The 21,118-nt window shown below is 53.7% G+C and carries 18 protein-coding genes, 2 tRNA genes and 1 rRNA gene (1 of these 21 only partly in view); 9 read left to right on the top strand and 12 right to left on the bottom strand.

Features of this window, described 5'->3' with window-relative positions; all coding sequences use genetic code 11:
• From HG66A1_RS08350 to HG66A1_RS08340, 3 genes are all read right to left on the bottom strand, one after another.
• Positions 1–866, bottom strand: a 23S ribosomal RNA gene (locus tag HG66A1_RS08350) (it extends 2,023 nt beyond the left edge of the window).
• Between the two features lie 756 nt (positions 867–1,622).
• A tRNA-Ala gene (locus HG66A1_RS08345) sits at positions 1,623–1,695 on the bottom strand.
• Between the two features lie 94 nt (positions 1,696–1,789).
• Positions 1,790–1,863: transfer RNA gene (locus HG66A1_RS08340), tRNA-Ile, on the bottom strand.
• A gap of 252 nt (positions 1,864–2,115) precedes the next feature.
• Here HG66A1_RS08340 and HG66A1_RS08335 point away from each other — a divergent pair.
• From HG66A1_RS08335 to HG66A1_RS08325, 3 genes are all read left to right on the top strand, one after another.
• On the top strand, positions 2,116–2,487 hold the full coding sequence (locus HG66A1_RS08335; protein WP_145182031.1) for a hypothetical protein: 372 nt from the start codon (positions 2,116–2,118) through the stop codon (positions 2,485–2,487).
• 79 nt (positions 2,488–2,566) lie between these two features.
• Positions 2,567–2,875 (top strand): hypothetical protein, encoded by a 309-nt coding sequence (locus tag HG66A1_RS08330; protein WP_145182028.1) that lies wholly within the window; start codon positions 2,567–2,569, stop codon positions 2,873–2,875.
• A 173-nt stretch (positions 2,876–3,048) separates the two neighbouring features.
• Positions 3,049–5,274: an acetylxylan esterase gene (locus HG66A1_RS08325; RefSeq protein ID WP_197997044.1), complete on the top strand. Its 2,226-nt coding sequence runs from the start codon at positions 3,049–3,051 to the stop codon at positions 5,272–5,274.
• A 12-nt stretch (positions 5,275–5,286) separates the two neighbouring features.
• Here HG66A1_RS08325 and HG66A1_RS08320 read toward each other — a convergent pair whose 3' ends face one another.
• On the bottom strand, positions 5,287–6,219 hold the full coding sequence (locus HG66A1_RS08320) for a polysaccharide deacetylase family protein (protein ID WP_145182022.1): 933 nt from the start codon (positions 6,217–6,219) through the stop codon (positions 5,287–5,289).
• 166 nt (positions 6,220–6,385) lie between these two features.
• Between HG66A1_RS08320 and HG66A1_RS08315 the strand changes: the two genes are divergently transcribed.
• From HG66A1_RS08315 to HG66A1_RS08300, 4 genes are all read left to right on the top strand, one after another.
• Complete coding sequence (locus HG66A1_RS08315) at positions 6,386–7,963, top strand: sialate O-acetylesterase (protein ID WP_145182019.1); 1,578 nt, start codon at positions 6,386–6,388, stop codon at positions 7,961–7,963.
• A gap of 116 nt (positions 7,964–8,079) precedes the next feature.
• Entirely contained in the window at positions 8,080–8,556 is a 477-nt protein-coding gene (locus tag HG66A1_RS08310; RefSeq protein WP_145182017.1) for a hypothetical protein, read from the top strand.
• A 296-nt stretch (positions 8,557–8,852) separates the two neighbouring features.
• Complete coding sequence (locus HG66A1_RS08305) at positions 8,853–9,563, top strand: ABC transporter ATP-binding protein (protein WP_145182014.1); 711 nt, start codon at positions 8,853–8,855, stop codon at positions 9,561–9,563.
• On the top strand, positions 9,563–11,134 hold the full coding sequence (locus HG66A1_RS08300; protein WP_145182011.1) for an ABC transporter permease: 1,572 nt from the start codon (positions 9,563–9,565) through the stop codon (positions 11,132–11,134). The genes HG66A1_RS08305 and HG66A1_RS08300 overlap by 1 nt, the downstream gene beginning before the upstream one ends.
• A gap of 700 nt (positions 11,135–11,834) precedes the next feature.
• Here HG66A1_RS08300 and corA read toward each other — a convergent pair.
• The 7 genes from corA to HG66A1_RS08265 all read right to left on the bottom strand — a co-directional run bounded on the left by corA (position 11,835) and on the right by HG66A1_RS08265 (position 17,748).
• The gene (gene corA, locus HG66A1_RS08295) at positions 11,835–12,929 is read right to left on the bottom strand and encodes a magnesium/cobalt transporter CorA (protein WP_145182008.1); all 1,095 of its coding nucleotides are present in this window, start codon (positions 12,927–12,929) and stop codon (positions 11,835–11,837) included.
• Between the two features lie 152 nt (positions 12,930–13,081).
• Positions 13,082–14,641 carry a bifunctional GNAT family N-acetyltransferase/carbon-nitrogen hydrolase family protein gene (locus HG66A1_RS08290; RefSeq protein ID WP_145182006.1) on the bottom strand — a complete coding sequence of 520 codons (1,560 nt, stop codon included), beginning with the start codon at positions 14,639–14,641 and terminating at the stop codon, positions 13,082–13,084.
• A 133-nt stretch (positions 14,642–14,774) separates the two neighbouring features.
• Positions 14,775–15,212 (bottom strand): hypothetical protein, encoded by a 438-nt coding sequence (locus tag HG66A1_RS08285; protein WP_145182003.1) that lies wholly within the window; start codon positions 15,210–15,212, stop codon positions 14,775–14,777.
• Between the two features lie 103 nt (positions 15,213–15,315).
• Positions 15,316–15,768 (bottom strand): hypothetical protein, encoded by a 453-nt coding sequence (locus tag HG66A1_RS08280; protein WP_145182001.1) that lies wholly within the window; start codon positions 15,766–15,768, stop codon positions 15,316–15,318.
• 30 nt (positions 15,769–15,798) lie between these two features.
• Positions 15,799–16,239, bottom strand: a complete 441-nt coding sequence (locus tag HG66A1_RS08275) for a hypothetical protein (RefSeq protein ID WP_145181998.1) — start codon at positions 16,237–16,239, stop codon at positions 15,799–15,801.
• A gap of 20 nt (positions 16,240–16,259) precedes the next feature.
• On the bottom strand, positions 16,260–16,712 hold the full coding sequence (locus tag HG66A1_RS08270; protein ID WP_145181994.1) for a hypothetical protein: 453 nt from the start codon (positions 16,710–16,712) through the stop codon (positions 16,260–16,262).
• A 46-nt stretch (positions 16,713–16,758) separates the two neighbouring features.
• Positions 16,759–17,748, bottom strand: coding sequence for a hypothetical protein (locus HG66A1_RS08265; RefSeq protein WP_145181992.1), 990 nt, complete (start codon positions 17,746–17,748; stop codon positions 16,759–16,761).
• Between the two features lie 627 nt (positions 17,749–18,375).
• Here HG66A1_RS08265 and HG66A1_RS08260 point away from each other — a divergent pair.
• Positions 18,376–19,314 carry a DUF1559 domain-containing protein gene (locus HG66A1_RS08260; protein WP_145181989.1) on the top strand — a complete coding sequence of 313 codons (939 nt, stop codon included), beginning with the start codon at positions 18,376–18,378 and terminating at the stop codon, positions 19,312–19,314.
• Between the two features lie 92 nt (positions 19,315–19,406).
• Positions 19,407–19,934: an Ig-like domain-containing protein gene (locus HG66A1_RS08255; RefSeq protein WP_145181986.1), complete on the top strand. Its 528-nt coding sequence runs from the start codon at positions 19,407–19,409 to the stop codon at positions 19,932–19,934.
• Between the two features lie 48 nt (positions 19,935–19,982).
• Here HG66A1_RS08255 and HG66A1_RS08250 read toward each other — a convergent pair whose 3' ends face one another.
• The gene (locus HG66A1_RS08250; RefSeq protein WP_145181983.1) at positions 19,983–21,116 is read right to left on the bottom strand and encodes a succinylglutamate desuccinylase/aspartoacylase family protein; all 1,134 of its coding nucleotides are present in this window, start codon (positions 21,114–21,116) and stop codon (positions 19,983–19,985) included.
• Positions 21,117–21,118 lie beyond the last annotated feature (2 nt).

Genomic DNA, 21,118 nt, shown 5'->3' with positions numbered 1-21,118 from the left:
GCTAGCCCTAAAGCTATTTCGGAGAGAACGAGCTATCTCCAGGTTTGATTAGACTTTTACTCCTCCCCACAAGTCATCCCCCCAGTTTTCAACCTAGGTGGGTTCGGTCCTCCACGCAGTCTTACCCGCGCTTCAACCTGCTCATGGGTAGTTCACCTGGTTTCGCGTCTACCGCCACTGACAAAACGCCCTATTCAGACTTGCTTTCGCTGAGACTACGGCCCGGAAGGCCTTAATCGAGCCATTGACGGTAACTCGCCGGATCATTATGCAAAAGGCACGCCGTCACACTTATCCGAAGATAATAGTGCTCCGACAGCTTGTAAGCGTATGGTTTCAGGTTCTTTCCCTCCCCTAACAGGGGTTCTTTTCATCTTTCGGTCACCCTACTTTTCACTATCGGTCATCAGAGAATACTTAGCCTTAGGAGATGGACCTCCCAGATTCAGTCCGGATTCCACGTGGCCGGACCTACTCGGGTACCTGTCGGAAGTCTGTTTACTTTCAAATACGGGACTGTCACCCTCTATGGTTTCGCTTTCCAACGAATTCTTCTAGCAAACAGTTTTGTAACTCCACAATGACAAGCCCCACGACCCCGCCTTGCCGAAGCAAGACGGTTTAGGCTAGATTCGCTTTCGCTCGCCGCTACTAACGAAGTCGCTGTTGCTTTCCTTTCCTGCGGTTACTGAGATGTTTCAGTTCACCGCGTGTGCCTCATATACCTATGTATTCAGTATATGATAATTCGGGAACCTCGGGATCAACGCTCGTTTGACAACTTCCCCAAGATTATCGCAGTCTTCCACGCCCTTCATCGCCATCTGATGCCAAGACATCCCCCATACGCCCTTAATAGCTTAGCCGTAATAATTTTTACCTCACATTCGGCACTTTGCCTCGTGGGAGCCAAAAACATTACAACCCGATTTCAATTCACAAGACCTTGCATAACAGCCTTGCACTTGAATCGTTTGCCTAAGAACAAATCTCGCTCAGCAATACCATTTCCGAAGAATTGGTATTGCAACTTGAGAACTCTATGTTTATAGATGCCACTTATTACTTTTACCAAATTGTCAAAGATCATCGACTCTCCGGGTCATACCCCAGAGAGAAACAGCCAACCAAAATCAGCTGAATCAAAGCCAGCAGTGCTGGATTTGATTCAATCGACTTAAGTCAGCTGAGAGAGTCATTTTATCGTCGCCTCTCAGCGAGTCAACCGTCCGGGAGAAGTTTTTTGAAAAAGTTTTTCAATTCTCTTCGAACAGTTTTTGCCGCAAATCTCTTTGCGACAACCACTTGCGATCAACAACTTCTGTTAACTTCAAGTGAAGGAGCGGGATCTTAACCTTTTCAAAACTGCCCGTCAACTCATGGAAACCAAAATTTCCAAAAAGTGTTTCAAATCCCTTCGGACAGCTTTCGCCGCAAATCTCTTTGCGACAACCACTTATGTTTAACAGCTTTTGTTAAACCCAAGTGAAGGAGCGGGATCTTAACCATTCCGAAACCGCCCGTCAACTCACGGGAACCAAAATCCCCAGAAAGTGTTTTAGAATTTTTAAGACCCGTTTTTTAAAACCTCATAAGGTAAACGTGGTCCTCTAAAACACAAATGGAGACGACCGGGATCGAACCGGCAACCTCCGCCTTGCAAGGGCGGCGCTCTCCCAGTTGAGCTACGTCCCCTCAAAAGACGCCGACAATAGTATTGCCGGCAAATCCCATTGCGGCAAATTAAATTTGCCAGACAAGCGGGATACCTCTTAGAGAGAGAAAAAAATGGGCGTACGTGGATTCGAACCACGGACCTCAGCTTTATCAGAGCTGCGCTCTAACCAACTGAGCTATACGCCCCAATAAGAGGACGCGTATTCTGTCTTCTTATGTGTGTGCTGTAAAGTCACTTTCGGCACTACTTTTACAAAAAATCACTTTTTCTTCACCGTAGTCTGACACACCTATCTCCAGCGAGGTTCAGAGCTTCCCTGCTGTTTTCTTTTTTTCCCGGAATCATCCAACGCCTTCTGCTCCCGGGGCGTAATGTTAGCAGAAGCGTTTAACAGAGAACTTCAACTGCAGAAGCCATCAGAATAGAAAGCTCTGACCATGTGCTGCTCGCTGTTTAAAATCAGTTTATCGCTGCTGCTGGCAGCCAGCCTGATGTTTCCTGGCAGCTGGTGCTGTCAGGCTCTGGAACAGCATCATCTGCAGGCCGCTGTCCCCCCTACACCGGAACACCTGACCCTTACCGATCAGGACCAGAAGCCGGCAAGTACCACGGGCAGCCACCCACACTGTGATGAAACGCTCTTTGCATCTACGGGTAAATCCCGCCTGTCCGTCAATTCTGCTCCGTTCGTGGGTAGCGAGACCATCGCTGCCGGCACGCACTCCGCCCAGGAATTGATTCTGGCTGGCCTGGATGCCCCCGTTTCCGCTCAACCTCTGCACCTGATGCATTGTGTCTGGCTCTGCTGATCATGGGAGTTCGCTTTCCGGCGACCCACGATTAACTCAACCAACACATATTAGACCATCAACTCAGAGGAGATCCGTCATGTTGACCAAGATCTTTACCGCTACCGTATTGTCTGTCGGCGTAAGTATGTCTGCCACCGCGAGTACGCAGACCAGCACTCACCTGAAACAGAACTGCAATCCGTATCTGAAATCCTGTCAGGCTGGCTCGAATTCTTATCAGACGCATGCTCTGCCTGACTGCTGCAAAACCAACCTGGCCTGTTGTGAGCAGGCCCTGCAACTCCGAACAGCTGAGCATACATGGGTGGAAAACCTGAACGCGACCCGATTACTGGGAAACGCATTTCTCATCGAGCGACCACTGGCCCACGCCCCACCCTGCTGAAGCATTCTACCTCCTGAAAGATAGATCGTCTCTATCTTTGCACCGAAATCCCCTGCAGTTTTAAGCTTCCTGCAGGGGATTTTTTTATGCTCTGCGGTTTGAGATTCCCCCACTGCTGCGCTACGATAGAACCGACATTTCCCCATGACGCTCCTCCTGAAAGAAGGTCAGCCATGAAACGTTGGTCCGTTTGTCGTGTTCTGCTTCTCCTAATCATTCTCTCTGGCAGTAGCCCCCTCTTCTTACAAGCAGAACCGATCCCGCGGGAATTACAACGCTGGCTCACCCCTCAAAACTGGCAGCGCGATACTGACGGACCGATCCTGGAACTGGGACGCCCGGGCACTTACGACGATACACACATTTTCGCCCCCTGCGTGAGCCTGGAACAGGGAACCTATTCCCTCTGGTACTGTGGTTCGAGCGGTTCCGTGCAGGATCGCATGTTTGTTCTGGGACGGGCGGACAGTAATGATGGCATCCATTTCAACAAGAACCGGCAGAATCCGGTCTTTTCCTTTGGAGATGGCGAGCACTCCGTATTAACGCCTACCCTGCTCCGTTCAGCCAACGGTCAGACGCTGCGTGAAAACGGGCGACTGCGGATGTGGTTCTCTGCGACAGACTTCCATGACGAAACAGCCCTGCATCAGTTATACGAAGCGGACAGCCTGAACGGATCGGAATGGAGCGAGGCGGGTTCTGATAATCTCAAACACGTTTACGCGCCGACCATTCTCAAAACCGGACGTACGTACCAGATGTGGTTTACCGATGTGTCGCAGGATCCCTGGTGCATCCGGCATGCGTCGAGCCTGGATGGAAGCAAGTGGCGGGTCTCTCCTGATGCGGTACTGGAGCTTGATCAGAACTGGGAATCGGGGCGGCTGTTTTATCCGACGGTTCTCAAGCTGGGCGATGCTTACCTGATGTGGTACGGCAGTTACTGGACAGAGCGGGAGAATACGACCGCACTGGGATTCGCGGTGAGCATCGATGGACTCAACTGGTATAAGCATCCGCAAAACCCGGTGCTGCGTCCGAATGCAGGGCGTCCCTGGGAATCGCATTACGTCACCAGTCAGTCGGTGATGCAGCTGCCCGATGGCCGCTTTCGCATCTGGTATGCCAGCCGCAAGCAGCCGCCGTTTCTGAATAAATATTTCGCCATCAACACCGCATACTGGGAAGGGCCCGCGCAAGCAGAAACGAAACCGCCGACTCGTCCAGCGAAGGTCGCGTTCCCCGAATGGCGAGCGGAAAGCCAAGCCGAGCTCAAAGCCATGCTGGGGATTCCGGAACAGAAAGTCGCGCTGGAAAGCGAAAAGCGGGGTGAGCTGGAACGGGATGGCCTGGTCATCGAAAAATGGGTCTTCACCAGCGAGCCGGGGTCAAAAATTCCCGCGGTCGTGTATCGCTCTAAACAAATCAAAGCACCTGCGCCGGCGATCGTTTTGACGTATGGTCACGGAGGAAGCAAGAGCCAGTGGCAGTACAATTACGCGGCACAAGCCTATGCGAAAGCGGGGCTCGTCTGCCTGGCCATGGATCCGATTGGGGAAGAAGAGCGGCACATTCAGGGGCGACTGGGCACGCGGGCCCACGATCCGAAGTCTGTGCATGAGCGGGCCTGGAATGCCGGGCGTCCGATCATGGGTAAGCTGGTCTTCGACACAATGCGGGGGATCGATTTCCTGCAGGAACGGAAAGACGTGGACCCGAGCCGCATTGGCGTCGCGGGGAATTCTCTGGGGGGTGCCGTCGCGAGCTGGATGGCGGCACTGGAGCCGCGAATCAAAATGGCCATCGTCTCCGGCTGGGCATATGACAATGTGACGCTGCGGAGCAAATATTGCACGAAAGTTCCCAATCAGCGGATGCGCGAACGGTTCACCTGGCCTGAGTTTCTGTCACTGGCCGCCCCCAACTGTGCCGTCCTGGTGATGAATGGCGATGCTGACTGGATCATCGACTCCGACAACGACGGGACCGCCTGGCGCGGGACGCGGGCTGTCGTCGAGCAGGCCGGGCGAGTCTATGCCGACCAGGGAGCTGAGGGAAAGGTGAAGGCCTGGTTCGAAGCGGGAGGCGGCCATCGCCCTTATATGTCTCATCCGGATGCCCTGCTCTGGATTCAGCAACACCTGGGAACACCTGCACTGACAGTGCAGCAGATCAAAACCATGCCAACCGTCAATTCCGGACGCTGGTGTGATGCGCAGCAGATCAAACTGGAGCGACTGTACGGCACCGACCTGCATCAGCGGGGGGCCACGCTGGCGGACTTTGGGCTGACGCTCATCGATCGCAGCCAGCTGGCGTGCCTCAAACCGGAGGAAAGAGGCACACCAGAGTTTACGCTGGAAGGCTGGCTGTCACAGATTGAACGCAACAAATAGTTGTGATTACGGCTATTCGGCCTGGGCGAGTTTCTGTTTGGCCATCTCATGGAACTCTTTCCAGGTAATGACTTCGATGCCCAGATCCTTGACCTCTTTGATGACCGCGGGATCGGTAAACACGCGGCGATCGCCATCGCGACGGGAGGAACTGTGGGTGATGTTCTGCAGTTCCTGGTTGTTAAATCCGCAGTGAATGATGATCTGCGTGACTCCCGGCTTGAGTTCGCGAATCTTTTCGAGGTAAGCCTGCTTCCGCTTTTCGTAGTCGGGTTCGCCATAAAACTGAACCAGTTCATCGAGCACGGGGAGCCCGTTCTTTTCCAGGACTTCCTTGAGCTGTTTGCCCTTCTCCGCGATCACGCCATACTTTTTCGGATCGAGATTGTTCACAAACAGGACCGGCAGCTGATACTCGATGCCCAGGTTGACGTACATCTCCAAGAGGTCAGGCCGACTGACGACTGCCCCCATGTGGGTATCCAGGTGTGAGAGGGGGACGCCGAATTTGCGGGCCCGTTCGATCTGCGCCCGCAGTTCCTTCTCGGCATCCTTGACGTTCACATGCTGCATCACCTGTCCGACGTTGTCCCAGAGATAATTCTCTTCATCGAGCAGACTAGGTACCTGATCCCGCGAGGCGACCGGTCCCCAGCGGTAGTTTTTCCACTCGGAATTCAGCGTCAGGTGGATGCCGAAATCCTGTTCGGGGTTCTGTTTCGCGTAGGCGGCGAATTCTTTAAACCAGGGACAGGGCACCATAATACTGGCCGAGGAGACGATGCCTTTCTGCATGCCTTCAATGGTGGCGAGGTTCACCGAGTGCGACATGCCGGCGTCATCGGCGTGAATGATTACGTAGCGTTTCTCGGCGGGCTTCTTGTTTTCCGCCTGAACCAGGGGGAGAAAACTACAACTCAAAACCAGGGACCACAGCACAGTCATTTTCCGTTTCATGAATCACCATACCAGTTTAGAAGAAATGAATTGAGAGATTTGCTGTCACGATTTGAATGGAATCGCTTGAAAATGCAGTCTATTCAGTTCAAGCTATAGAAGCAAACTGTTTGTTATGACTTCTCCAGTTTACTCATCCTGCAAGGAACCACAGATGAATTGTACTTCCGCGAAACGACTTGCAGCTACAGTGCTTGCACTCAGCTGTCTGTATCTGATGAATCTCAACGAGGCGCAGGCCAAAATCAAACTGCCTGCCATTATTGGCGACCATATGGTCCTGCAACAGGGGCAGCAGAACCCGCTCTGGGGCTGGGACGAACCCGGCACGAAAGTAACCGTTACCGTCGATGGCCAGTCTCACACCGCTACCGCCGATGACAAAGGGAAATGGCGGGTTAATCTGGAACCACTGAAAGTCGGTGGTCCTTACGAAATCACCATCAAGGGGAGCGACAGCGTTACCCTGAAAGACGTCCTCGCCGGCGAAGTCTGGATCTGCTCCGGTCAGTCAAACATGGCCTGGACAGTCGCTAATGCCAACGATGGTGATCTGGAAATCATGACCGCCAACTACCCCAAAATCCGATTGATATCGGTTCCGCAGGTGGGAACACAGGAAGCCCAGGATGACTTTAACGGCAAGTGGGAAGCCTGCTCGCCCGCAACCGTTCCGAACTTCTCTGCCGTCGGTTACTTCTTTGGTCGCCAGCTGTACCAGACTCTGAATGTTCCCATCGGGCTGATTGATAATGCCTGGGGTGGTTCTTCTGCTGAAGCCTGGGTCAACCGGAAGCGTCTCGAAGACGAACCTGCTTTCAAAGCCATGCTGGAAAAATGGAAAAAAACGGAAGAGACCTACAATCACGACCAGGCTGTCGCCGCTTACAACAAACGGCTCGATCAGTGGAAAGCCGCTGCGAAGAACGCCAAAGCTGCCGGCAAGAATCCTCCCAACCGTCCCCGTGCTCCGCGAAACCCGCTGACCGGCAACCATCGTCCGGCCAACATTTACAACGGCGTACTGCATCCGACCATCGGTTATGGCATCAAGGGTGTGATCTGGTACCAGGGAGAATCGAATGCGGGCCGGGCTTACCAGTATCGTAAGCTGTTCCCCTTCATGATTCAGAACTGGCGAGACGAGTGGAAACAGGGCGATTTCCCCTTCTACTGGGTTCAGCTGGCTGACTTCCGTGCTGAAAAACCGGAACCAGCCGACAGTGACTGGGCCGAACTGCGTGAAGCCCAGACCATGACCATGAGCAAGCTGCCGAACACCGGTGAAGCCGTGATTCTGAACCTGGGTGAAGCATCCGACATTCATCCCAAGAACAAACAGGATGTGGCCAAACGCCTGGCCCGCTGGGCGCTGGCTAAAGATTACGGCGTTGATATCGTCCACCAGAGTCCGCAGTACAAATCGATGGAAATCAAAGGCAACAAAGCCATCCTGACCTTCGACCATGTGGGCGGCGGACTGGATACGTTCGACGTCACTACTCCCATCGGATTCACGATCGCTGGTGAAGACAAGACATTTGTCAAAGCCAACGCCAAAATCGTAGGCAAAGACAAAATCGAAGTCTGGAGCGATGCCGTCGCCAAACCTGTTTCTGTCCGTTACGCCTGGGCCGACAACCCGGTCTGCAACGTACAGAACAAGGAAGGCCTGCCGCTGACCCCCTTCCGTACAGATGACTGGAAGGGCGTAACAGCCGGTGTTGAGTAATTTACTCAACTCTGCTTGAGAGAGACGATACGCCTCGGGACACTCTCCCGGGGCGTTTTTTTGTGGAATCATGCATCAATCCGGGGTTGTTTAAAACAATCGGGAACTCGACAATCTTGAAAAATTCCCAGATCTCAGAGACGGTTCCAGTCATGCCCGAAGAACGAACAGATCCATACGTGGCCGTCGTGGTCAGAATTCCAGAAGACTACTTCTCAGATGAGGATGAGATCTGCCTGGAGGCAGCGACGTACGTTTGCAAATTGCTGGAAGAACACCTGATCCAGGACGGACATACTGTACCGGAATGGTATCAAGGGGGATGTTCTGAGGATTGGGGCGTTTACTTCGAAACCGTGCTGGCTGATGAGAGAATCGAATACGGCATCATGTTCTTTCCGGAAGAAAAGGGAGCCGAACAGCGCTCGATCATGGTCCGCTACCTGCCCTGGCAGGGATTCTGGAAAAGTCTGTTCTTCAAACAACCTGACCTTGCGGCCGCGCATCCGCTGCATGAGTCAATGGAGCGATACGGGAAGCAGTTTGAGTCGTACCGAATGCTGACGCAATCCCAGCTTGACCAGGAATACTAGAGAGCGTTGCTTGATTCGAGCGGCCTTTCCCCATAGACGCCCAACCGGGGCGATCCCCCTGCAGCGCATTCTTCTTTTCTGTTGAATTTATTTGCGATACCTGAATCTCGCGGTAGGATAAGCGGAAGTAGTGACCATGCGACCAGAGTTAGACATAGGCCCGATTAGAACAGACGAAACCGGAAGCCCTGAGTGTCCTGATTTATGAGCGAATGTCATTTCATCCTGATCTGATTCACTTGTGAATCGGTCCGATAGAGATCTATCAGCAGTCCCAGTTGAATCGTTGAATACTTATGCCGCACGATGCCAGCGATATTCTTGTCGAACTTACCGATGTCTCGAAGGCATACGGTCAAACTCAGGCCGCTGTGAACGCGTTGAGTCACGTTTCGTTTGCTGTGCGACGAGGTGAACGGGTGGCCCTGCTGGGAAAATCGGGATCGGGCAAATCGACGCTGCTGAATCTGATTGCAGGGCTGGATCGTCCCACGAGCGGGCAAATTTGCGTGGCGGGAAAGATGCTCTCTGAGCTTCCCCCGGCGGAGATGGCCGACTATCGGCGAGAGTGTGTGGGGATGATTTTTCAGGCCTTTAACCTCATCCCGTGGCGTACGGCGTTACAGAACGTGGAATTGCCTCTGGTATTTGACCGCTGGGAAAAGTCGAAACGCATGATGGCTGCAGAAGAGGCATTAGCGGCTGTCGGCTTAGCCGCACGAACCCAGCATCGGCCCAGTGAACTCTCGGGGGGTGAGCAGCAGCGGGTGGCGATTGCGCGAGCACTGATGAACGGGCCGGAGCTGCTGCTGGCGGATGAACCAACGGGCAATCTCGATTCGTCGACCGCAGGGGAGATCCTCGAATCACTCCGCCGCTTCACTGATAATTCCGCGACAGCGACGATACTGGTCACGCATGATGAAGAACTGGCCTACCGTTTTGCCACGCGCGTGCTGCACATGCAGGATGGTCGACTGGACCGCGATTCGGGGGCTGACCACTGATGAAGTTCCCTGATATGGTCTCCATGTCCCTGCTGGCCATCCGTCGGCAGAAAACCCGAATGGTGCTCTCACTGGTGGGCGTCGTGATTGGTTCGCTGATGCTGCTCTTTGCGCTCGCTTCGCGGAGCGGCGTGCAGGAGGCCGTGATGCGGGTCTTCAGTATGAGCAAACAGTTGCGACAGATCCACGTTTCACAGAACTGGAGCACTGACGAGAAAGCGATCCCAGAGGAGAATCTGAAAGTGGAAGGCGATCTGGACGAGGCCCGCCGTGCCCGGATTCGTCGAATGCTGATTCGCCACTGGCAATTCGAACATCGCAGTGAGAGTGTCGGACTCACACGGGAGCGGATTAATAAGATCGAAGCATTCGCACATGTCGAAACGGTCCATCCCAGGATGTCCAGTTATGTGTCAATGATCCAGGGTGAGCGGGAGATGAAGGGCATGGGCGATTCGGTCGCCGTGAACGAAAAAGTCTTACAGGACCGGATGCTGGTGGGCAAGGTCTTTGAGTCGGACAACGAACCGGCGATTCTGCTCAACGAGTTTGTCGCCTGGAAATGGGGATACATCTCAGAGCCCCAGCTGCGTGAGTTGATCGGCACCAAAGTCAGAATCGAATACCGCCAGGGAGCGGAAGGGGTAGCGTACTCGCTCTCACAGCGTAGCGGCGGCGAAGTTGAGTTCGATAAGGAAGAGTTAACGGCCTTAAACAGCGCACTGGATCGCATACCGACACTCATCGATCAGCTGGAATTTTCCGAAGAGGAACGCGCCGCGCTGAAGAAAGCATTTCAGCCGACACCTGCCGAACCGTCTCAATCAGTGGAGCCGCAGGAGCAAATTATCGCTGAGGAGTTTACGGTGGTGGGAATCTATCGCTGCCCAACCGAGAGCGAAGTCAATGATGAAGTAGGACTCGACAGCGCCAACGGTATGGCCGATTTCCTGCTGCCGATCAAAACCGCCACACAATTTGCGCTGCGTATACCGCACATTGAAAAAGAAGGCTTTTATCAAGCGACTGTGCAGGTTGATCATGAGTCGAACCTCAAAGCCGTCTCAAAACAGATTCGCGACCTGGGACTGCGGGAATATTCGCTGATCTCTTTAGTCGAATTCATTCAGGAACAGGTACGGCAGGTGACACTGATCGTCTCGCTGGTTGCGATTTTTGCGTTAGTCATCTCTGCAGTGGGCATCGCCAACACGATGGTCATGAGCGTCGTCGAACGCACACGGGAAATCGGCATTATGAAAGCGCTGGGAGCGCGCGAGGGACAGATTCAGCTGCTGTTTCTGATCGAAGGAGCCTTAATCGGATTGATAGGCGGCCTGTGCGCGGTGGTGATTGGCCTGGTAATCAAGATACCGATTGAAATGATGACCGTTTCGATTATGGAAAACCAGTTCAATAAAACCTTCGCGCAGGAGAACATGATCCAGTTCCCCCTGTGGCTGCTGGCGGTGGTGCTGGGGTTCAGCACATTCGTCACCACCCTGGCAACGATCCTGCCTGCACGCAGGGCAGCTCGCATCGACCCGATAACCGCCTTACGTCACGACTAAGCCGGTACCACGCATGGGTGGATCGTCATTGCTGTATCAGAAGCCGACAGCTCCCCCACAAGCCTCCCGAGTCCCCTGCCCGCTTCTTCTTGCTCTGCGCGTGATCTGCGCGACGTTCACTGCTGCCTGATATTCAGCTCGCCCGGGCTGTGCCGACGGGTATGATTCCGGGTTTGTGTCATCAGGCAGAATTGAGCCTGATTTTGTGGCGGTGGTACGCTAACGTTTCTGTTGAGGGGCCGAAGAGCGTCTGCTTTGGTTTCACTGTTGATGATGTTGGAGATTGTCTGGAACGGCACGGGGAGGTCAAGAGAAAATGCAAGCTGAAATCGAGCTGAGTCATTCTGAATATGCAGTGAGTTGCCTGCGAAATGCTCTGAAAGTGCTCCGAAATGATTTGAAATCTTACGAGACAATGCGAAGTGGTGCCGCGTGTTCCGGTGAAAACAGTCGGAAATCGACCAGGATTCAGGTGCTGCTGCGTCACTTGTTCGTGAAATTCCAGTGCACGCATCACCCGCCTCGCGCGCGAAGCACAATTGCACAACGATACGATTCGGAAACAGCGGATCAAGGTCAAACTGTTCAGCGAAATCACCGAAAAGGGTGCGCGAAGATCAGGTGGAAATGGGAAGCGGTGAACTGGATGTGGAGTTTGCCCCGTCGGTTTCCAGTCATGATGCAGGGAAGCAACTTGAAGTCACAACCACTTTTTCTTTTTGAAATAAATCAACAACACGATGGGGATGGTCACGAAGAAGACCCACAACGTGGGGTAGGCCCATTTCCATTTCAGCTCGGGCATGTACTCAAAGTTCATGCCGTAGATACCGGCGATGAAGGTCAACGGGATGAAAATCGAGGCGAAGACCGTCAGAAGTTTCATCACTTCGTTCATTTTGTTACTGATACTGGAGACATAAATATCCAGCAGCCCGGCCAGCATGTCGCGGTAGGAATCGACCGATTCATTGATGCGGAGCACGTGATCGTAAACGTCGCGGAAATAGATGTCGACCTTCTCGCTGAACAAAACATGGTCCGAGCGGAGAATGGCGGCGACCAGTTCGCGCTGCGGCGAGGTTGCCCGGCGGATGTCGATCAGTTCCCGCTTGAGATGCTGGATGGACGTCAGTGTGCAGGAATCAGGATCGTCGAGCAGTTCTTCTTCGATGGCATCGATCCGTTCGTCCATGGTATCGAGCAGGACAAAGTTCTGGTCGACGATGGAATCGATGATGGCGTAGGTGAGATAGTCGGTCCCCAGGGACCGGATTTTCCCGGTCTGGTTGCGGATACGCTGAATCAGGGGGAGAAAGAGTTCGTCTTTCTGTTCCTTGAAAGTGAAGACGAAGTCATTCAGGACCAGGATACTGATCTGTTCGTAGTTGACTTCAAACTTATCGGGGGCAACGGACTCGTTAGCGACGGACTCATCTGCAACGGTCAGCCCTTTGAGGACAATGTAGAGATAATCATCGTATTCCTCGAACTTGGGACGTTGGTGCGTGTTGAGGATGTCTTCCAGAACCAGCGGATGAATGTCGAAGTGCCTGCCGATGAGTTCGGTGACTTCTACATTCTTAAGTCCTTCCAGAAGAACCCAGGTGATCGATTTTTTGTCCCGGAACTTGAGCAGATCCTCGACGGTTTCGACCACCGGCTCTTCCAGATCGCCGGGGGAATAGTCGACGACCGAGATCCGGGTGTCTTCTTCATCAAAGTCTCCCACATGGACCAGCGATCCCGGGGGCATCCCCGCTTTTTTGGAGATTCCACTATAAGATTCCAGCATAACACGTTCCCGTTGTACGCGGACTTTCTGTTCGGATTCCATAACCATTTGAAATACACTTTATTTCTCGGGGACAGGATTGATTTCGTTCCCCTGGATTTTAAAGGATTTCGGCTTTGATCGCGAGATTAAACCCTGATTTGCAACGCCCACTAGACTTCAAAGGAGTTGCCATCTTCCTGATATACGACCCGATAAAGTTCCGTGCGGCGGTCGTTCCAGTTCTGGACACTGCCCGACTCACGGTGACGTCTGAGCTGTTCGAAGTCGAGATCGTGGATAATCACGGTTTCGACATTGGGATTACATTCCGCGGCGACGGCGTCGCGAGCGAACTCGACATCCGCGGGGGTAAAGATCCCGGACTGAGCGTAATGAATGTCTGCATTCTCCACGAAAGGCAGGTTGCCCGTGCAACCGGAGATGGCGACATACAGATGATTTTCCACGCAGCGTGCCTGGGCACAGTGTCTGACACGGAGATAGCCGTGGCGGGTATCGGTGTTAAAGGGAACGAAGACGATCTGCGCCCCCTTCTGAGCCGCGATGCGGGTCAGTTCCGGGAACTCAATGTCGTAGCAGATCTGAATCGCGATCCTGCCACAGTCGGTGTCGAAGACTTCGACGCGGTCGCCGGGGCTCACGCCCCACCATTTACGTTCGCTGGGGGTGATGTGAATTTTGTACTGCTTGCCGATCGAACCGTCTCTGCCGAACAGATACGAGGTGTTATACAGCGTGCCGTGCTCGACCACGAACTGCGAACCGCCGATGACGTTGACGTTGTACTTGACCGCCATCTCGGTGAAGAAATCGAGATACTGGGGTGTGAATTCCGCCAGCCGACGGGCGGCCTGCCCGGGCCGCGTCGGTTCCACACAGGAGAGGAGCTGCGTAGTAAACAGTTCCGGAAAGAGGATGAAGTCGCATTTATAATCGGAGGCCGTATCGAGAAAGAACTCGCACTGCTGGGCGAACTCATCGAAGCCTTTGACGGAACGCATCTGGTACTGGACGACGCAGATGCGGATCTGTTCCACCGTGCTGTGAAACTTGCGTTTGGCACCGGGGACGTAATCGAGGTTGGTCCAGTCGAGGTAGGTCGCATAGCCGCAGGATTCGGTATCGGAGGGCAGGTAATTGGGAATCAGCCCTTCCACGGAGAAGCCGTTGGCCAGCTGTGCGGTGAGAACCTGATCGTAAATCGCCTTATCGACCACCTTTTCAATGTATTCGCGTGCCGAGAGGGTTTTGGCATAGTGGTGATAGCCGGGAATGCGACCGGCGATAATGATACGGGACAGATTCTTAGTCCGGCAGAGTTCCTTACGGGCATCGTAGAGGCGACGGGAAAGCTTCATCCCCCGGAATTCGGGATGGACCATGATCTCGATCCCGTAGAGCGTATCCCCCTTGGGATTGTGATTGCGGATATAGCCGTCATCGGCGACCGCTTTCCAGTTGTGCCATTCCAGCGCGGGATCATAGTCGAGAATCAGGCTCGACGAAGAAGCGGCCAGCCGCCCGTCGATCTCGACGCAGAGCTGTCCCTCCGGGAAGGTTGTGAGCTGGCTCTCGATGTGCTCACGTCCCCAGGTCTGCATGCCGGGAAAACACTGTTTTTCCATTTCCACCAGTTCGTCGAAGTCGTCCATCGTCAACTGGCGAACTTTGATTTTCCATTCAAACTGCTTCAGATCCAGGGGTTCCATGATGCATCTTTCTAAAATGTTCGGCGTCAGCTTTTACGGCTCTATTATCTTCTCTGAGCGCGATTTTGAACAGAGGCGTTTTTGTAGATTGCGGGTACAGGGCGTCAGAATTGAAATTGAAGGTGAAAGTCTGCTACGCATCGCTGAGATTCCGTGCGGACGTCTGTGGATCAAACAGGGTTCTGATTTCAGAGTCCCGCAGGAGGATCAGCGTCCAGATCCCGAGGATGGTTCCCAGGGGAACGGAGACACAGACCAGGGCGGCCCCGACAACACACCCGGTGAGGTGACGCGTCTGCAGAATCCAAACGCCGGTCAACAGGCAGATGACGGGATAAGCCCAGAGGCAGATCTCCACGAGCGTGACCGCGGTCTGCATGATCGAGCGAAACCGGGCCGAGACCTGTTCCGGCGCCTGCTTCTGTGCAGGCTGTTCAATGATCTGCTGCATCCCCTCATTCATCGCGGAGATCATCGGGTACACAGCCAGCAGCAGAGTCAGATGCAGGACGCCCCAGAGGATCAGCAGCTTACCGGCCCGCTTGAGCCGCGTTTGTTTCTGTTCGTTCAAAAGAACCTCGAGAGTTTGATTTGCAGACAGATTCACAACCGGAGAATTATGGTCGGTAGAGTAGTTCTGTCAATGTTCGTGCTGCCACAGAAGCAGAAATATTTCAATCGAGGAAGTCCGTTTCCCGCAGTTCGGTCTGTTTCTGAAAAAGCTGTTTCGTATCCCGGTTACAGAGCAGGAATATTGCCCAACCGCCGAGAATCATGCCGATCGGAAAGACACCGGTAAAAACCAGCACCGCCCCCAATACGGATAGCGTATAAAACCTGCGATGTAAAATTACTGCGCCCACCAGAAGGCAACTGATCGGATAAAACCAGGCCCAGAAATGAATGAATCGAAAAAGAGCACCAAAGGCATAATTCCCGATTTCCTCCATCTGTTCGTACCTGGCCGTCTCCTCGGGATCAAGGGGGATCGGAGGAGGTCCGGGTTGAATTTCGAGATTAGGAAAACCTGCTGCCATGCGGGGGAGGATGGCCAGGCTCGCGATTCCGAGACCGATAATCAGCCAGGCGGCAATTTTGAGCTGTTTACTTCTTTTTGCGGTTTGCATCGACCTGATCAATTCCCTTCCCTGCCTTCCTCACTCGAGAAAGTCCGTTTCCCGCAGCGCTGCCCGTTCCTGGAACAGCTGTTTTGTGTTCCGGTTACAGAGTACGAACAATGCCCAGCCGCTGAGGATGGTCCCCAGGGGAAATGCAATCATAGTCACAACAGCCCCGACAATACAGGATCGATGACTGAACCGTTTCAAGATAAAAGTACCGGTCAGGAGACTGATCACGGTGAAACCGATCGAGAAAATCAGCATGCCCAGCAGAAAGCTCTGCTGCATCGCACGCTGCTCTTTCAAGCCGTCATACGGTTTTCCGTCGGGCGTACGGAGATCTGCATTCGCGAGGGAGTTTGCCTTAACCTGCTCTCCGATCTGACTCAAAAACACCAGATTGAAGATCGACAGAATCCCCAGCATCAGAAACAGGGTGCCAATCAGGTTGAGCTGGCTGGCTTTGGTCATGGGCATCAGAGGGATTCCTCAATCATTCAATCCAGAAAGTCGGCATCGCCCAGATCGGTCCGCTGTTCGAACAGTGGCCGGGTCTGTTTATTCAACAGGGTCAATAAAGACCAGATCCCCAGAGCGGTCCCCAGAGGAAAGGAAGTGCAGATCAGCGCCGACCCGACCACGCAAAAGGTGAAGTGTCTTCTGCGGCGGATGTTGATGCCGGCCGCCAGCAAAATTGCGCCAAAGAACAATGAGAACAGACCGATCATGGCATAGACAATATAAATAAACGGTTGCATGTCCTGAATCATTCTCCGGGGATCGGGACCATTGGCCTGACGCGGAAAATGATCCGTGAACGACTGGAACAACATGAAGTGGAACGGAATGAATACTACCGTGAGCAGACTGAAGCCAGCCATGACCATAAACAGGATTCCAATCACATCGAGATGCTTCTCAATCTTTTCAGTTTCAAGGGACCTCTGCATGGCGGCAATACTCCGGCAATCGGATGAACATGGGGACCCTTTGATCTTAGTGGACCATTTCCCAGAGAGCAAATCCCAGTGTGAACATTGGATTGAGAAAGTGGATCCAATCCGGGCCTGGCTGCTGAGGCCGCAGGGCTTCGACTGGCCCGCGTTCTCTCGTCTCCGGGTCCGAGCCTGGGTAGCGGGCTTCGACGGGCCATTCGAACGGTTCTTTCGTCAGATCATTCAGTATTTTATAGCCAGTGAGGTCAGGTTCATCCCATTCCCCGGGTTCAAAATTAACTTCCGAAAAAATATAAACGCTCGACTGATTTCCGCCGGGATGAATCAATTGAATGGCTTTCAGTCGCCAGGGCGCCTTTGCCAGGTAAAGCTTAAATTCCTGATATATCGCAGCCTGCTTGGGGGGTTTGGGTTTCCCCGCGATCCAGATATGACTTTTGTTTTCGCGAATGACCTGGAACATGCTGCCCTGAATCATACTTTCAAGGCGTTTCTTATTTGGCATTCCGGGAACAAACAAAAGGGGGCTGTCGACGGACTTAAAAAAATCGCCAAAATCGAACGAAACAATTATCATAGACCCTTGAGGAACAGGAAAAATATCGACTGTTTTTTCAGACTCATCGATCTTCAACAACCGGTCCGTGAGCCAGTACCAGGCCTCAGGTTCAGTATCCTGATATTCGTAAGCTTTCCCCCGCCTTCCCCGTTTGAGAGATTCTTCCCTGGGTCTTCGGGCAAGAGCGTTCCATTTCACGAAACCACGATGCGGTCCCAGATAGCTGAATTCGCCTGCTGCATGTTTCTGGACTTCAAATACATCGTCATACCAGATACGAAGAAATTTAGCCTCGACCCTGGTGCAGTTTCGATGGGCCTCGCTCCACTCCCGCAGCGCCCGGAGGGCCCGGGTTTCGTCGTCGGCGGCTGGCAGCAGGGGTTTGACGGCTTCCAGGGGGAGCGAGTCGGCCTGCAAGAACCTGGTCAGGCTGGACAGGAGCAGCAGCGACAGCAGACAGCGGTAGATCATGATTGTCCTCCCTGGAATGATCGTGGACCGGAGCCTCCGGTTTTCCAACCCCGCCGAACCGTTGGCTTCCTGCAGGCGGAGTCGTTGAGAGACGAACGATACCGGATAACCCCGGACCGGTCAAAGAGAATCTCCGAACTACTTCACCAGCAAACAAGTGGTCGGGGCGTGTGCCCTGCCTGGCGATCCTGGAGGCTTCCCGTACGTAAGAGATTGTCCGAATTTGAATTAGGTATCGCCGGCGGTCACCGGGTAAGACATTCCCCAAAAATTTCCAGAAATTTCCAATTTTTTTCCGTTGCTTTTTAAACTTTGGAGTGTTTAATGTCGCGTCAGCTTGAAAAAGCAATCGCAACAGGCATTTACTTTTCGTCCCGGCGCTCAGCTATTGGTCTCGCACAGGCTCTGTTGATACGAGTTGCTGTTCCAACACAAATTTTGCGTTCTTATCGTGAGATTTACGAACTACTCAGCATCATTCTGCGAGCCCCTCAAGGGCAGGTCCCTTTAGCCTTATTTCTGTCTCAAACCTGCTGCGTATACGTTTTCGGAACCTCCGGAAACAGGATAAGAATACAAGATTCTGGTTTTCCATTTCTTTCTTTTTATCCTTGTTCGGAGACGAAAATGAGACTGCTTAACGTCAAACGTGGCTTCACCCTGATCGAACTGCTGGTCGTGATTGCCATCATCGCCATTTTGATCGCCCTGCTCTTACCGGCAGTCCAGCAGGCACGCGAAGCGGCACGGCGCAGTTCCTGCAAAAACAATCTGAAGCAGATTGGCCTGGCGCTGCACAACTACCATGAAACCCACCGCACCTTCCCGCAGATGCAGGTGGAAAGTGTCCGCACCATCGCCGGCGACATCCCCACGGAAAGCTACCTGGGCTGGAGCGTGATGCTGCTGCCCTTCATGGATCAGACCAACCTTTACAACCAGCTCAATATGAACGCTCCCTGGCGCACCGTAGCCGGTGTCGTTCTGCAGCCAACCGTGATCAATACCGTGATCCCGACATTGAACTGCCCCTCGGATCCCATGGATGGCGTCAACACCAACATCAATTCATGGGGAAAATCGAACTACCCGGCTCTGTACTCCCCTTCCCGGTACCTGACCGCGTCAACCACACAGGGTTACACGGGAGCGTTTAACAACCACGCCGTCACCCGCATGCGGGACCTGACCGACGGTTCCAGCAACGTGATCATGATCGGAGAACGTACCACCGAAGACCGTGGTTCGGGAGCCATCTGGATCGGTTCTTCTCCGCTCAACAGCGCGACAGCCGGTAACTATGGCGACTGGCCTTACCACACGGCACTGGTCCGCAACTGGCAGGGATCTTCGACTGCACCGATTCCTTCGACCATCTACCTGATCAACGGAATCAACCAGACGGACGGCCTCAAATATGCATGGAGCTTAAGCAGCTCACACACAGGTGGCTGCCACTTCCTGCTGGGCGACGGTCGGGTGAGATTCATCAGCGAAAACGTTGATGCCGAGACTCTGATCTACCTGGCTGCCATCAACGACCACAACGTGATCGGTGATTTTTAATTGACAATGCGTGATGACAAGACGATCCCGGTTTCCGCATCTGGCTGAAACCGGGTTTTGCAATATTACTCCAGCGCAGGAATGCTATTTTAATGTACCAGGAAACCAAACTGACGCTTCAGGCCGCACAGCCGAGGCGCGTTCTCACACTGTTATTCTTGACCGTCCCCCTGGTCTGCCTGGGATGCTCCCGGGGTGGGGATGACATCAAACTGGCCCCGGTCTCCGGGGTCGTGACGATGGACGGAAAACCGCTGACCAACGCCGTCGTGATTTTTTCACCGCAAAAAGGGAATCCCTCGTCAGGTCGTACTGACAGCTCCGGGAACTACACGCTGACGTACCGTGATCAACTGAAGGGAGCCGTTCCAGGCCCTCACAGTATCACCATCATCACTGCCCCGCCGGAAAGCCCCCGCCAGTCAGAAGACTCTGGCGTTGCGGAAGTGATTCCCGTTGACACCTTTGCCAGCTCCGATCAGGGGGTGCCCAAGCTGAAACTGCCCAAGGATACGTTCAAGAAAGATCCGATTCCAGAAAGGTATAACAGCAAATCCGAACTGAAAAAAGAGGTCGTCGAAGGCAAAAACAAGTTCGATTTTGAGCTGCAGTCAAAGTAGAGTTTCCCTGTTGAGGGAGACTGAAAACGGTGCTGCAGGACTTTACGACTATTCCGCTGCAGTCGCTTCGCCGTTGCCTTCCGAGTGCTGGCGGAGCTGCTGCGCTTCGTCAGTGGGCTCTTCGACTACGAGGTTGGTCGAAAGCTCTTCGGCGACCTGTCCTTCCAGGCTGTCCTCTTCAGAGCGGGAACGCCTGATCCGGGAGAGCCTGGTCTCGGGAGGCAGTTTGCCGAGGTGACAGACAGGCTCGCCGGGGCTGATCGCTGGCAACGTGGTCATCCCGATGACGACCGAATCGAAGGGGGCATACAGCATGCTGCGTTCGCGGCCCAGAATCGTGGTGTTAGTTGCCAGGGGCTGATCTTTCTCGACAATATCACCGGGCTTAACGTGGAACTTGAGGAAGCCTCCCCGCTCGGCACGGACCCAGTTGGTCTTATCGATAATGACCTGGTAATCGGGACTCTCATGTTCCCCTTCAAGCATTTCGAGATCGCGGAGTACGTTCTTCACCCCCCGCACCGCCGACTCCACAATGCCCGGCTCGACCTTCCAGACCTCGCCCCCTTCCATAATGATGGTCGGACAGCCGATGGAACAGGCTTCACGCCGGAAAGCTCCCTGGGGCCCCTTGCCATTGATGATAACTTCAGAGCCAAATGCCTGGGCCAGTCGTCGAACTTCCTTATTGGAGAGGTCACCTCGTACGTTAGGATAGTTGGTTCGCCGCACCGACGCAGTGTGCAGGTCGATTCCATAGTCACTGCGGGAAACGATTTCGTCGAAGATAATTCGCGCCATGCGACTGGCCAGACTGCCATTCGCGGAGCCGGGGAATGAACGGTTCAAGTCGCGCCGATCCGGCAGATAACGCGAGTGCCGGTCAAAGGCGAGCAGATTCAGTACGGGTACGAAAATCACGGAGCCCCGCAGCAGATGCAATTCTGTATCCTGGATCAGATTACGGATCGCCCCGGTGCCGTTGATTTCATCGCCGTGCAGCGCAGCCGTCACAAAAACGACCGGCCCCTCTTCCTTGGCGCGGCGGATATGAATAGGAATCTTTACATTCATACTGCTGTAGCTTTCGCTGACAGCCAGCTTCACATCACGGGAAGTGCCGGGGGGAATCGGATCGCCATTCCACTGGTCGATCGATTTACGCGGACGGATTTTCTTCATCT

The organism is Gimesia chilikensis, assembly GCF_007744075.1.
Classification (GTDB): Bacteria; Planctomycetota; Planctomycetia; order Planctomycetales; family Planctomycetaceae; genus Gimesia; species Gimesia chilikensis_A.
Note: the sequence above shows the minus strand (reverse complement) of the source record. Positions and strands in the feature narration are given on the sequence as shown.